Origin of the sequence: Desmospora profundinema (assembly GCF_031454155.1) — a bacterium.
Lineage (GTDB): Bacteria > Bacillota > Bacilli > Thermoactinomycetales > DSM-45169 > Desmospora > Desmospora profundinema.
In genome coordinates, this window is record NZ_JAVDQG010000001.1 from 264235 (window position 1) to 277974 (window position 13740).

14 protein-coding genes are annotated in these 13740 nt (G+C 53.4%); 12 read left to right on the top strand and 2 right to left on the bottom strand.

Annotated elements, in window-relative coordinates; genetic code table 11:
• Window positions 1-2 precede the first annotated feature (2 nt).
• From JOE21_RS01175 to JOE21_RS01230, 12 genes are all read left to right on the top strand, one after another.
• Window positions 3-998, top strand: a complete 996-nt coding sequence (locus JOE21_RS01175) for a metallophosphoesterase family protein (RefSeq protein ID WP_309861320.1) — start codon at window positions 3-5, stop codon at window positions 996-998.
• Entirely contained in the window at window positions 995-2485 is a 1491-nt protein-coding gene (locus JOE21_RS01180) for an AAA family ATPase (RefSeq protein ID WP_309861323.1), read from the top strand. Before JOE21_RS01175 ends, JOE21_RS01180 begins: the two co-directional genes overlap by 4 nt.
• On the top strand, window positions 2436-2696 hold the full coding sequence (locus JOE21_RS01185; protein WP_309861327.1) for a hypothetical protein: 261 nt from the start codon (window positions 2436-2438) through the stop codon (window positions 2694-2696). The genes JOE21_RS01180 and JOE21_RS01185 overlap by 50 nt, the downstream gene beginning before the upstream one ends.
• Complete coding sequence (locus JOE21_RS01190) at window positions 2680-3360, top strand: ATP-binding protein (protein ID WP_309861330.1); 681 nt, start codon at window positions 2680-2682, stop codon at window positions 3358-3360. Before JOE21_RS01185 ends, JOE21_RS01190 begins: the two co-directional genes overlap by 17 nt.
• 239 nt (window positions 3361-3599) lie before the next feature.
• Complete coding sequence (gene rny / locus JOE21_RS01195; protein ID WP_309861332.1) at window positions 3600-5144, top strand: ribonuclease Y; 1545 nt, start codon at window positions 3600-3602, stop codon at window positions 5142-5144.
• A gap of 252 nt (window positions 5145-5396) precedes the next feature.
• Window positions 5397-6191 (top strand): TIGR00282 family metallophosphoesterase, encoded by a 795-nt coding sequence (locus JOE21_RS01200; RefSeq protein WP_309861335.1) that lies wholly within the window; start codon window positions 5397-5399, stop codon window positions 6189-6191.
• Between the two features lie 301 nt (window positions 6192-6492).
• Complete coding sequence (locus JOE21_RS01205) at window positions 6493-6753, top strand: stage V sporulation protein S (RefSeq protein WP_107725654.1); 261 nt, start codon at window positions 6493-6495, stop codon at window positions 6751-6753.
• Between the two features lie 79 nt (window positions 6754-6832).
• The gene (locus tag JOE21_RS01210) at window positions 6833-7774 is read left to right on the top strand and encodes a dipeptidase (RefSeq protein ID WP_309861342.1); all 942 of its coding nucleotides are present in this window, start codon (window positions 6833-6835) and stop codon (window positions 7772-7774) included.
• Window positions 7775-8217: 443 nt separating this feature from the next.
• A complete protein-coding gene (locus JOE21_RS01215; RefSeq protein WP_309861345.1) occupies window positions 8218-9978 on the top strand; it encodes a 2-oxoacid:acceptor oxidoreductase subunit alpha in 1761 nt (586 codons plus the stop codon).
• The gene (locus JOE21_RS01220; RefSeq protein ID WP_309861348.1) at window positions 9965-10831 is read left to right on the top strand and encodes a 2-oxoacid:ferredoxin oxidoreductase subunit beta; all 867 of its coding nucleotides are present in this window, start codon (window positions 9965-9967) and stop codon (window positions 10829-10831) included. Before JOE21_RS01215 ends, JOE21_RS01220 begins: the two co-directional genes overlap by 14 nt.
• A 110-nt stretch (window positions 10832-10941) precedes the next feature.
• Window positions 10942-11703: an MBL fold metallo-hydrolase gene (locus JOE21_RS01225; protein ID WP_309861350.1), complete on the top strand. Its 762-nt coding sequence runs from the start codon at window positions 10942-10944 to the stop codon at window positions 11701-11703.
• 131 nt (window positions 11704-11834) lie between these two features.
• A complete protein-coding gene (locus JOE21_RS01230) occupies window positions 11835-12521 on the top strand; it encodes a hypothetical protein (protein WP_309861353.1) in 687 nt (228 codons plus the stop codon).
• A gap of 83 nt (window positions 12522-12604) precedes the next feature.
• Here the strand turns inward: JOE21_RS01230 and JOE21_RS01235 are convergent, their stop codons facing one another.
• Window positions 12605-12748, bottom strand: a complete 144-nt coding sequence (locus JOE21_RS01235) for a hypothetical protein (protein WP_309861356.1) — start codon at window positions 12746-12748, stop codon at window positions 12605-12607.
• A gap of 102 nt (window positions 12749-12850) precedes the next feature.
• A complete protein-coding gene (locus JOE21_RS01240; protein ID WP_309861359.1) occupies window positions 12851-13738 on the bottom strand; it encodes a hypothetical protein in 888 nt (295 codons plus the stop codon).
• Between the last annotated feature and the right edge of the window lie 2 nt (window positions 13739-13740).

Sequence of the window (13740 nt, forward strand, 5' to 3'; positions counted from 1 at the left end):
CCATGGTCCGTCTCTTGTATGTGACCGATACCCATATCAGGGGAACGGCTCCCCGCAGCCGGGTGGATGATTTTGTGGGAACGCTGCGGGAGAAACTGGCGGAAGTGGTGGAAATCGCCCGCCGGGAACGGGTAGATGCCGTTCTCCATGGGGGGGATCTGTTTGACAGACCGGATATCTCCCCGGCGGTGGTACGGGAGTTTGCCCGGATATTGCGTCAATTGAAGGTTCCGCTTTACACCATTGCCGGTAACCACGACATCTACGGCCACAATCCCGATACGGTGAATCGATCCATGTTGGGTCTTCTGGATGCATTCGGAGTGATTCGTCTGTTGCATCCGGGTCAGCGGGCTTGGGTGCGGCAGCAGGGAATAGCGGTTCAGGTGACGGGTCAGCCGTTTCACTATCAACTGGACAAGCGGGACCCCGCGGAGGACTACCGGGTGGAGAAAAGCGTCGAAGCGGATTACGCGGTACATATGGTGCACGGGATGGCGGTGGATCGAGCGTTGCCGGAAGGGGTGGCCCACACCATGGTGAACCAGCTCTGGTATGAAGATGTGGACGTGTTGTTGACGGGGCATTACCATGCCGGTTTTCCCTTGCAGCACCGGGATGGACGATACATTATCAATCCCGGTGCATTAGCCCGGATCAACAATCATCCCTCGGAGATGAAGCGGTTGCCCCAGGTGGTGCTGCTTTCCTTTGGAGACCGTGTGGATGTCCGCTTTCTCCCCATCACCTGCGCTTCTCCCGGGGAGATGGTGTTGGATCGCTCCTATTTGGAAAAGGCGGCATACCGGGAGGAAAAAATGGCCTCATTCGTTCAGGAAGTACGGGCCGCCGGGGATTTCAAGGGAATTGGCATTCTGGACATCGTGGAGGAGATCGCTCGACTGGAAGGGATCGACGATGAGGTAAAAGCGGAGGCGATGCGTCGGATCGCCGTTGCCCAGGAGCGCTTGGCAGGGGAAGGAGGAGAGGACGGGTGAAGGGATTCCAACGGGTGGTGATTGAAAACTTTCAATCCCACGGTCGGACGGAGATCGACTTAACCGACGGTCTCAATGTATTCGTAGGTCCCTCGGACAGCGGGAAAAGCGCTATCCTGCGGGCACTGCGCTGGCTTCTGTACAACCAGCCGCGGGGAAGCGACTTCATCCGGGCGGGAAAAGACCGGTGCCGCGTCGCCCTCACCTTGACTGATGGAGTCACCATCGTAAGGGAACGATCCCCATCCGTCAATCGGTATACCCTTCGTGATCCGGACGGAAACGAGCGGGTGTTTGAAGGTTTTGGGGGGAATGTTCCTCTGGAAGTGATGGAGGCTCACGGGATGCATCCTCTTAAAATGGATACCGATTGGAATTTGCCGGCTCAATTTGGCACACAGTTGGAAGGACCGTTTCTCCTTTCGGAAACAGGGGGAGTGAAAGCGAAATCGATCGGCCGGGTCAGCGGGGCCCATCTCATCGATTTAGCTCTGCAGTCGACGGCCAAGGACCAGAAAAACCTGGCGGTTGAGATGCGTCACCTCAGCCGGGAAGTGGAACGATTGGATGAGGCTCTTAAGCCGTACGCGCCCCTTCCAGAACAGGTTAGAGTGCTGGCTCAGTCAGAAAGCCGGTATGCTGAGGCGAAAAAGAAGGAGGAAGTCCTAAACCGACTCCTCCATTTGCGTGAATCGTGGGCCCTATGCAAAGAAAAAAAGAAAAAGACGAGGCGACAATTGGATTCACTGGAGTCCCTTCCCATGCTGGAAAGCCGTTTGACGGGGATGGAAGAAGGATTGCGGCGGACAAAGGAATTGCTCCGGATCCGGCGGCAGTTTCACGACCACCGGCGGGAACGGGAGCGGACGGAAAAAGTATTGAAGGAAACGGCCCGGTGTGAAGAGGCGGAGTTAGGGCTGCAGGATCTGGGTGAAGCCGTCCGCCGTTTGGCTTCATGGGTCGAGTTGCGGGAACGCCATTCAACCATCTTGCGTGAACGGGAAGGGTTAATCCGTCTTCGTGATGAGGCCAAACAGGCGGATGCGATATCGGTGGACGCATGGGAGGAGCGGCTGCAGCGATTGCGTAAGTTGGAACGGCTATCTCCGCGTCTTAAGCAATTGTCCCGCACCCGGCGCAACTGGGAAGGATGGATAAAGCGAACGGAGCATCTGCCAGCCAAAGAGATGGAACGGATTACGGCGGATATGGAGCGCCTTCGGACGTTACGGGGGGCTTCAGACCGCCTGACGGATCTTCGTCGCCGTTTGTCGGAAGGAAAGAAGTTCCGACGGCAAAAAGAAGAAGAGATGGAGACAGGGGTTCGATTGCTGGTGGATGCGTTTCGCCGCCTGGGTCGCTGTCCCACCTGTGGGTCTCCGGTGAACGGAGATGTGGTAGAGCACATCATGGAAGAAGTGGGGGGAGGGTGGAGTCGTGCAGCAGCTGGAACAGAGAATCAAAGAGATGAAGGCCAAACTGGATGAGGCCAAAAACCTCCGCTATAAAGCGGAAGTGCGTTTGGAAGACCTGGAACGGCAGGAGAAGGAGATCCTGGGAGAATTGCGGGAACTCGGAGTGGAGCCGGAACAATTGGACGAGGAGATCGCCCGGTTGGAGCGGGAAATCGAGCAGGGAATCCAGGAAGCTTGGTCTCTACTGCCACGGGAGCTGATCCGTGATGACCAATCGGACTGAGAAGCTTCAAAGGCTGGGGGAAGCGTTGGCCCAGGCCCGCGAGGAGGCTTTGGTGCGCCAGACGCGCCGGGATCAACTGGAACGGCTGCAAAATGAGGCATTCACGCGTTTGGCGGAAGCGGAAAAGAAGCGGGATTTATTTGACCGGGTAAAAGTACTTTTGCAGGAATCAGCGGAACATGCCCGTATCCAGGCCAAGGCGCAGTTGGAAGGGTTGGTTACTAACGCCTTGCAGTATGTATTCGGTCCGCTGTTCCGCTTTGAAATCGAGCTGTCCGATCATGGGGGGAAACCGATTGCCGAGTTTTTCGTGGTGACGGATTGGGAGGGAACTCCGGTCAAAACCAAGCCTCAGGAAGCCCGCGGCGGAGGCATCGTAGATATCACCTCTCTGGCGCTCCGAGTGGCGATGATGGAGACGTTCCGTCCCCGCCCGGAGGGTCCCTTGATTCTGGATGAGCCGGGCAAACATGTAAGTTCCGAATATGTGGTTCCCATGCTGGAGTTTTTAAAATCCGCAGCGGAGATGTTCGGCCGGCAAGTGATCTTGGTCACACACAACAACCATTTGACGGAAGGGGCCGATCAGGCTTTTGAAGTGACGCTGGCCGCAGGACAGACGCGGGTCCGGCCTATGGGTCTTCTTGACAATAGGACAGGTTAAAGATTACAATTGGAGTGCATCCTTCATCCTTCATATGGTTGGATGAGGGATGTTTTCTTGACTAATGTTTTGCCCGTGTTCAAACGGGTGTGGAGCTTTTTGAGGGTGACTCGGCTCTACCATCCTTTTACCCATGAAATCCGGCCGGTTCCGCCGGAAAATGAGCGGATGTTTTTACGGACCGAATGGATTCGGTCTTGTTTTGTACATGTGAAAAGGGGGGAGGTGGGTAGCGATCAATGGCTGACTTCCTGTCATGGTTACTCCTGTTCCTCCTGGGATCCGGAGCGGGGTTGGCCGCTGGCTATTGGATTCGAAAATTGACGGCGGAAGCCCACATCGGAAGCGCGGAAAAAGAGGCGGAACAGATCATGGATAAAGCCCGCCACGATGCGGAAGCATTAAAGCGGGAACAGGTCCTGGAAGCCCGGGATGAAGCGCATCGCCTACGTACGGAAGCGGAACGGGAAATCCGGGAGCAACGCAATGATCTTGCGCGTCTGGAACGACGCCTGATGCAGAAGGAAGAGACTCTGGATCGAAAGCAGGAATCACAGGAGAAGAGAGAAGAGGGCCTCTCCCGCCGGGAAAACCGCATACAAGAGAAGGAGCGGAAGATTGAATCCTTGTACCGGGAGCAGGTGGAAGCACTGGAGCGACTGTCCGGCCTCACTTCTGAAGAAGCCAAGCAGTTGATCCTGTCCAAAGTGGAAAATGAGATGCGGCATGAAACCGCTCAATTGATCAAAGAAATGGAGAGCCAAGCCCTGGAGGAAGCGGACAAACGGGCACGCAGCATCCTTTCTTTGGCCATCCAGCGGTGTGCAGCCGACCATGTGGCGGAAACGACTGTTTCCGTGGTGACGCTGCCCAACGATGAGATGAAGGGGCGGATCATTGGCCGAGAAGGACGGAATATCCGTGCCTTGGAGACCCTTACCGGGATCGATCTGATCATCGATGATACACCGGAAGCGGTGATCCTGTCCGGATTTGACCCCATCCGCCGCGAGGTGGCTCGTGTCGCTTTGGAAAAACTGGTGGCGGACGGGCGGATCCATCCGGCACGCATCGAAGAAATGGTGGAAAAATCCCGCCGGGAAGTGGACGAACGGATTCGAGAATACGGGGAACAAGCCACTTTTGAGACCGGTGTTCACGGTTTGCACCCGGATATGATCAAGATTCTGGGACGGTTGAAGTTTCGTACCAGCTACGGCCAAAATGTGTTGAAGCATTCCATGGAAGTGGCCCATTTGGCCGGCTTATTGGCAGCTGAGTTGGGCGAAGACATCCACTTGGCCAAGCGGGCGGGACTGTTGCATGACATTGGGAAAGCGATTGACCATGAAGTGGAAGGCTCCCATGTTGAAATTGGGATTGAATTGGGTAAAAAATATAATGAGCACCCTGCCGTGATCAATGGGATCGCGTCGCACCACGGGGATGTGGAAGCAACCAGTGTCATCGCCGTGCTGGTGGGTGCTGCCGACGCATTGTCTGCAGCACGTCCCGGCGCCCGGAGAGAAACTCTGGAAGCTTACATCAAACGTCTGGAAAAATTGGAGGAGATCTGTGAATCCTTCGATGGTGTGGAGAAATCGTACGCCATCCAAGCAGGTCGCGAAGTTCGGATCATGGTTCGCCCTGAAGAGATCTCTGACAGCGAATCGGTCAAACTGTCCCGTGACATCAAAAAACAGATCGAAAACCAACTGGATTACCCTGGGCATATCAAAGTGACAGTGATTCGGGAAACACGTGCGGTTGAATATGCAAAATAAAGCGGCCCTGTCGCCGCTTTATTTTTTTACCTTAAGGACCATCACCAAGGCGGGTGTTGCCCGACCCAGTGTTTGGGTCATTTATATCTAAAAAAACTCACAGGAGAGTCGGTATGCCGGCAGAGTCTTTACGGTTGCAACGAAACGAAGACGGTAACACCGACCGGGTTCCTGTAACGTATGGACTATATCCTTGGGCTCGCTCTTCCAGGACGACAATTGGAAGGGCTCGCTCAAAATGGAGGATGAAAGATGCGAGTGTTGATGTTTGGGGATGTGGTAGGTCGTCCGGGGCGGGAAGCGCTGCTGTTTTACCTTCCCCGCTTGAAACGCTCCTTCCATCCCGACGCCATCGTGGTCAATGGGGAGAATGCCGCTGACGGCAGGGGCATCACCCGCCCGATTGTAAGGGAATTCCTGAATGCAGGCCTGGATGGGATTACATTGGGAAATCACACCTGGGATAAAAAAGAAATCTTCGACTTTATCGATCAGGAAGAACGGGTTATTCGTCCGGCCAACTTTCCCGAGGGAACTCCTGGCCTGGGGATGACCCGACTACCCTTGAACCAAGGGCGGGAGCTTGTTTTGATCAATTTGATGGGCCGTTCATTTTTATCCACTTTGGATTGTCCCTTTCGACGGGTGGATGCCCTGCTTTCCGGTGTCAAAGCAGGAACTCCGGTACTGGTGGATTTTCATGCGGAGACCACTTCTGAGAAGCAGGCGATGGCTTGGCATTTGGATGGGCGGGTATCAGCCGTGATCGGTACTCATACTCATGTCCAGACCGGAGATGAACGGATCCTGCCGGGGGGAACGGCCACTCTCACTGATGTGGGCATGGTCGGACCCCGGGATGCCGTATTGGGGATGGATAAGGACTTGGTGCTGAAAAGGTTCTGGACTCAGCTGCCGGTCCGTTTTGAAGTGGCGCAAGGGCCCAATCAGGTGAATGCAGTCTTGATCGACATTGATGATAAAACGGGACAGGCCCAATCCATCCGGCGTATTCGCATCGACGATGACAACCCTTGGTTCGATTGACGGGTCCTGAGCAGGATTCACGGGCTACCGCAGGTGGAATAAGAAAATAGGTGGAATGACCCATCCCCTCTGGCAGGTATGATTCTCCCTCGCCTGTGTGGTCCCGTGGGCTCCTCGTGCAGTGGATGTCGTTTGAATGACAGAAGGGTATGTTCCCCGGGTTTCTTGTCGATCACACAGGAAAAAATGAGTGTTTCACAGGAACTTTTCCCCAGCTAGTTCCTGATTAGAAGGAATTTATAAAAGATTGCCGAATATATTAGCAGTGGACTCAGTCCAAACCATCGAGGAGGTCACTGACATGGAAGTATTAAAAGTTTCAGCAAAGTCCAACCCGAACTCCGTCGCTGGTGCGCTGGCCGGTGTCCTGCGTGAGCGTGGAAACGCCGAAATCCAAGCGATCGGAGCAGGCGCACTCAACCAATCCGTGAAGGCGGTTGCAATTGCGAGAGGGTTTGTAGCACCCAGTGGCATCGACTTGATCTGCATTCCGGCATTCACTGACATTATGATCGATGGGGAGGAACGCACGGCCATCAAGTTGATCGTGGAACCCCGCTGAGGGCTGAACAGACATATGTAAACCTGTTTATGGATATAAACAGGTTTTCTTTTGTTTTTATATGAAGGAGGACAACTGGATGCGATGGATCGACGGGCATTGTGACGTGTTGTCCAAATTGTGGAGGGAGCCGGGGCTTTCTTTTTATGAAGATGGACCAAAACTGGATGTCACCCTTCCCCGTATACGCGAAGCGGGCGTCGGGATGCAGGTGTTTGCCATATTCGTGCCGCCGGACGTGTCAAGGGCCCACAGCTGGGAAACCGCGTTGGCGCAGGTGGATTGCTTTTATGAAGGTGTGGTGAAAGACGAAAGATTGGTTTTTCCTGTCCTGGACCGGAATGATGTGGAGCAGTTAGGGATGGACGGACGTTTGGGTGCCTTTCTTTCTCTGGAAGGGGCGGATGCCATCCAGGGAGAGCTGCTCCATTTGCGGTTGCTGCATCGTCTTGGTGTACGCATGGTGGGCCTGACTTGGAATCATGCCAATGAAGTGGCTGACGGAATCGAAGAGGAACGGGGAGGAGGGTTGACCCGGTTTGGCCGCTTGTTTGTAAGGGAGATGGGACGCTTCGGTCAGTTTCTCGATGTCTCGCACCTGTCGGTGCGCGGTTTCTGGGAAGTAATGGATCAAACCGACGTGCCGGTGCTGGCCTCGCATTCCAACTGCCGGACTCTTTGTCCGCATCCGCGCAATCTGGATGATGATCAGATTCGGGCTTTGATTGAACGGGATGGTTTAATCGGGCTCACCTTTGTACCCAAGTTTCTTCATTCCGATCCGGATCAAGTCCGGTTGAACGATCTTTTTCGTCATCTGGACCATCTGTTGGACCTGGGGGCTTCAAGGCAGATTGTCTTTGGATCCGATTTTGACGGGATCGATCAAAAGGTTCCCGGTCTGGCGAATACGAAAGACTTATCCTATTTAGAAGAGCGTTTGGCTGAGCGCTATCCGGAACACCTCCGTATCGGCTGGCAGCGGGATAACTTCCGCCGGTTTCTTTTAAAACATTGGTGAGAAGCCAGGTCGTTTTTTCTCCAGATGTCGTTATCTTGAACCATAGTATGGCGGTTGCTTTTTACGAAAAAGGGGTCTAGAATTGACAATGATAAGATTTTCGAAGCATCATTCATCCGAACGGGTGTTCGGGTACCGTTGCAAGCTCTACCTCGATCATTTCGTTCCAAAGTCTCGCTTTGCACTCATGAGCACAAGTCTTCGCCTTAGTCACTTTCGTTCCTAGGTCTCGCTTTGTGATGATGGCGAAACATTCCGCCGAATAGTGCCCGACGGCGGTTGCTGTCGGGCCGCTTCGGTAACGAGTGATAGAAGAGCGGCCGGTACCCGGGTTGGGGAGATCGAAACAAACACCTGCGAAGTTCGGAATAAATCGATTGGGCGAAACAGGAGCCCGGGGCAGCCTGGTTTGCGTTAGGGAAGATTCAAAGGAGATGAGTTCAGTGATCAAGCAGCTTTCGTGGAAAGTGGGCGGCCAACAAGGGGAAGGGATTGACAGCACCGGTGAAATTTTTTCCACTGCGTTGAATCGCATGGGATACTATCTTTATGGCTACCGGCATTTTTCTTCCCGTATCAAAGGGGGCCATTCAAACACCAAGATCCGGATCAGCATCCGCCCGATCCGGGCTGTATCTGACGATTTGGATGTACTGGTCGCTTTCGACCAGGAAACCATCGACCTAAATGCACATGAGCTTCATGACGGCGGCGTTATTCTGGCGGATGAAAAGTTTAAGCCCCAAGTTCCGGAGGGTGTCTCCGCACGTCTGATATCCATTCCATTTACCAAGATCGCACAGGATGTGGGTTTGGCCCAAATGAAAAACATGGTGGCCGTTGGTGCTTCCAGTGCGTTGTTGAGCCTTCCTCTTCACGCATTTCAAGAGGTGATTGAAGAGAAATTCTCACGGAAGGGTCAGCAAGTGGTGGATAAAAATATGAAAGCCATCCAGGCAGGGGCTGATACAGTCCTGCAAGAAACCGGGGGATCCCTTGAGGGATTGAAGCTGGAACCTTCCGATGGCAAAAAGCGCCTTTATATGATCGGAAACGATGCGATTGCTTTGGGGGCGATTGCCGCCGGTGCCCGCTTGATGGCTGCCTATCCGATCACTCCTTCTTCAGAAATCATGGAATATCTCATCAAGAAACTTTCCCACTTCGGTGGTACCGTGGTTCAAACCGAAGATGAAATCGCTGCGATCTCTATGGTGATCGGGTCCAATTACGGCGGAGTGCGGGCCCTGACGGCATCTGCCGGTCCGGGACTCTCCCTGATGACAGAAGCCATCGGACTGTCAGGTATGACCGAAACACCGGCTGTCATCGTTAATACGCAACGGGGGGGCCCCAGCACCGGTCTTCCCACGAAACAGGAACAGAGCGATCTCAATGCGATGATCTACTCCACCCACGGGGAGATTCCTAAGATTGTGATTGCTCCCAGCACGGCGGAGGAGTGTTTTTACGATACGATCCAGGCGTTTAATCTGGCAGACCGCTATCAATGCCCCGTTATCATTCTATCCGATCTGGCGGTTTCGCTCGGGAAACAGACCGTGGAACCACTCAACTATGACCGAATCGAGATCGATCGCGGTAAATGGATCACCGATGCCGACGGGTTGGAAGAGTTGGAAAACTCCCAGCTGTTTAAACGGTATGAACAGACGGAAGACGGCATTTCCCCGCGGGTATTGCCGGGAGTGAAAAACGGCTTGCACCATGTGACCGGGGTGGAACACGATGAAACCGGCCGTCCGTCGGAAAACCCACTCAACCGTAAGAAGATGATGGAGAAACGTTTGCAAAAGCTGGCGGACGGCATCGACTTCCAGGATCCCGTTTATGCAGACGTTCGCCACGATGAACCGGATCTGTTGATTGTCGGGATCAATTCCACCCGGGGTGTCATTCAAGAAGGGTTGGAACGATTAGGAAAAGATGGGATCAAGGCGAACCACCTGCACATCCGGCAAGTACTCCCGTTCCCGGAGGAGGCGGTAAAGCCGTTGGTGGAGAAAGCCAAACGGGTCATCGTGGTGGAAAACAACGCCACGGGGCAGTTGGCCAATCTCTTAAAACTGCATGTGGGTATGGGAGAGAAAATTGTCCATGTCGGCAAATACGACGGCAACCCGTTCCTGCCTGCGGAAATTTACAACCATTGTAAGGAGCTGTTGGTTCATGGCCACGTTTAAAGAGTTCCGCAACAAAGTAAAACCCAACTGGTGTCCCGGCTGCGGTGATTTTTCCGTACTGGCTGCCATGCAGCGGGCCTTTGCCAACCAGGGGCTGGAGCCGGAAGACGTGGTCTTGGTGTCGGGCATCGGCTGCTCCGGTCGTATTTCCGGCTATATGAACGCTTACGGTTTCCACGGCATCCATGGAAGGGCCCTCCCGATCGCACAGGGGTTAAAACTGGCCAATCGCGATTTGACAGTGGTGGCCGCCGGCGGTGACGGCGACGGTTTTGCCATCGGTTTGGGGCACACGATTCACGCGATCCGCCGAAATGTGGATATCACCTACATCGTGATGGATAACCAGGTTTACGGGCTGACCAAAGGACAGACTTCCCCCCGCAGCGATATGGGCTTTAAGACAAAAAGCACGCCAAAAGGTTCCATTGAGGCCACCATCGCACCATTGGAGATGGCGTTGACAGCGGGGGCGGGTTTTGTAGCCCAGGCTTTTTCCAGCGATTTAAAACAGATGACCCGCCTGATCGAGGAAGGATTGAAGCATAAAGGCTTCTCCTTGATCAATGTATACAGCCCCTGTGTCACCTATAATAAGATCAACACCTATGATTGGTTCAAAGAGCATCTTACCAACCTGGAGGAGGACGCGGCCTACGATCCCTCCAACCGGATGGCCGCCATGCAGAAGTTGATGGAAACCGGCGGCTTGGTGACCGGGCTCATCTATCAGAACAAGGAACGGAAAAGCTACGAAGAACTGATTCCCGGATTCAAGGAAACCCCGTTGGCCAAACAGGACACGAAGTTGCCGAAGGAAGCATTTGATCAACTGGTGGCTGAATTCGCATGAAGAGTCATCCGCTTTCCTCGAGGAAAGCGGATGTTTTCTCTCTTTAACAGCTTATGATGAAAGAAGAGAGAATCAGGTACAATCAAAGATAAAGATGGAGGCAAAGCCAATTGAAGTGGACCGTGTTGGGGTGTCATTCGCCTTATCCGGGAGCAGGCGGGGCTACATCCGGTTATCTCCTTCAGATTTCGGGAAAAAACATTTTAGTCGACTGTGGCAGCGGGGTGCTGGCACAATTAGGGTCCATCATCCGTCCCGATGATTTGGATGAAGTGTGGCTTTCCCATCTTCACCATGATCATATCGCCGATTTTTTTGTATTGCAGTATGCGGTCCAGACATCGCTTCGATTGGGGTGGCGTTCCCATCCGCTGCCGGTCCGAACGCCGCTTGTGCCGCGGGAGTGGGGGGATCGTCTCCCTTATCACCAGGCTGTCCAGATTCAGGAGATCAAAGACGGGGATCGGCGGGAAGAAGACGGATGGAGTGTGTACTGGTGCCGGACCGATCATGGAGTACCGTGTTACGCGATGGTCATCCAATCCAAAGAAGGCACGATTCTCTTCGGGGCGGATGCCGGATTGGCCACCGACTGGAACCAGATGACAGAGGGGCCGGATCTGTTCATCTGTGAGGGAACGTATTTGCATCGGGACAAACCGGTTGCTCCAATGGCCCATCATTCGGTGCGTGAGGCGGCCGAGGCAGCGACCCGAATTGGGGCCCATGCGCTGATGATCACCCATTGGTTTCCGGGGTATGATCCGAAGGAGATCGAAAGAGAGGCACAGGCGTTTTTTACGGGGAGAGTGTGGGTGGCTCAATCAGGCTTGTCTGTGGAGATAGGAGATCAACCGCCGCTCTCAAAATAGGATATACTGGTAGTGCACCGTCAGTGCCATTTACGCCTGGGGCAGCTTGTTTCCGGGTGTCAGATGGACAACAACGTTTCAATCGGCAGGGGTGTCGGTCGTTGTTATAGACAAGGGGAGGAGGGGAAAAGATGCTTCGGATTTTTCAGGATGAGGAGAAAAAGCGAAAAGCGATGGAACAGGCCAAGCGATTATGGGAGGTCAGTCTTCAAAAAGGAAAAAGCGGGCTGGAAAAGGGGTTAGAAGTGGGGAAGAGCAGTGTGAAAAAGGCCTGGAAACAAATCCAGGAAGAAAGGGCCCGGCGCGAAAGAGAAAAAGCGTACCAAGAGGAATATGAAGCCCAGTTTCGCTATCAGGATGAAGATCTTACCTTTACCATGCTGATCTCGGCCGAAGAAGCCAAGATCTACGAAAAGGCGAAACGGAAGTTGAATGAAGTAAAACGGGTCCATGCCGACCCCAGGGTTCATAAGGAATGGGAAGCCAAGAAATATCTGAGTTTGCACGACTATTTTACGGCTAAAATTGCCCACTTCCTCCAACGGCGTAATGAGGATCCGGTGGCGTTGCATTGGGCGATTCGCTATTGCGAGCGCCAGATTGAGTACGCTCCGGTGGCCAAAAAAGCCTATCAGATGGACCCGTATCACTTTGGGCTGCCGGAACATCCCGGATTCAACGGTTTGATAGGGTTGTATGCGGAAGTGGATGAGTGGGAAGACGCTCTCCGGTTGTGTAAACAGGCAAAGGAACAGGGATGGGACGGGGATTGGGACGCCAAGATCCTGGAATTGGAAGCACGGCTTCGCCATCAATAAAACAAACAGCCCCTCACAGGAGGCTGTTTGTTTTATTGATGGTTAGGGCAGTATTGGAAGTGGTGCCGACGGATATTCTTCTCTTAAGTAACCGAATACGTGTTCGTCCCAATAAACCGAACGGAAGTAAAACCGCTTCCGTAGGCTTTTGCATCCTGCTGATTCATCTGCCTTAAAATCAACCGTGGCGTTTTGATGGTCGGAATCGTTACCCACTCATTAAACATGGTAAACCTCCAGCCTGATGGATGTAAAAACGACCCGCCCTAAAAAGAGCGGGTCGTTTTCAGTACATGGATGAAAAAACGGTTTACAAATGGTCAGGAGGATTAGGAGTTCAATTTTTTGCTGTATCGTTCCATTCGTTGGGCCCAATCACCTTTCCATCCTTCATCCAAGGCTTGACGGCAAAGCCGGATCGCTTCATTCAGGTCGCCTTCCCGTTCACGGATGATGGCCAGCTGCTTATAGCCGTAATGCTGGGGAAGCTCCTTGGCTTGGGGGTCGATCCGATTGGCATAAATGGCCATCGGGGCGTACCGGATCATTTTTTCACAATAGAAGATGGCTTTGGTCAAGGCATCGGACTCTTGATCCCGCAGCTTGTAAAAATGCTGGGCACGGTCTCGGTAATGGATTTGCAGACTCCAGTACCGTTTGGCCTCCCAATGTTTCCGCTGTTTGTCGTTTTCCTCATCCAGTTGATCCAGTGCTTCTTTCGTTTTTGCATCGGCTTCCTTTAGGATCTGCTGTTCCTCTTCATCGATGGGCATAGTAAAAGAGAAGTCTTCATCCCGGAAGTGGAATCGACCCTCTTCGATTCGATACCCCGGTTCGGAGGAGACGGGTTCATCCTCACCGGCAGATGCTGTTTCCGATTTCGTTTGATCGATACCACCGGGGGATGGAGCAGCCTCTTTTTCCTCCACAGGGCTCTCTTCTGCTTTCTGTGGTGCCGTTTCCGTGACATCGGGTGAAGGGGTCGAATCGGGTGAAGTGTCTGGGGAAGCCTGTTGCTCTTCGGAAGGGGGATCCGATGCAGGTTTATCTGGATGATTCACGGCTTCCGTTTTCCCGGGGTCCGGGGATGAATGTTCACGATTGGTTTTTGATGGGGTGGCGGGATCTTCTTTTGTCGCCACGGTGGTGGCGGATGAATGAGATTGATCTGATGGCTTGAACCATTGCTTGGCTTTGTTCAACCATTTTTCGATCAAAG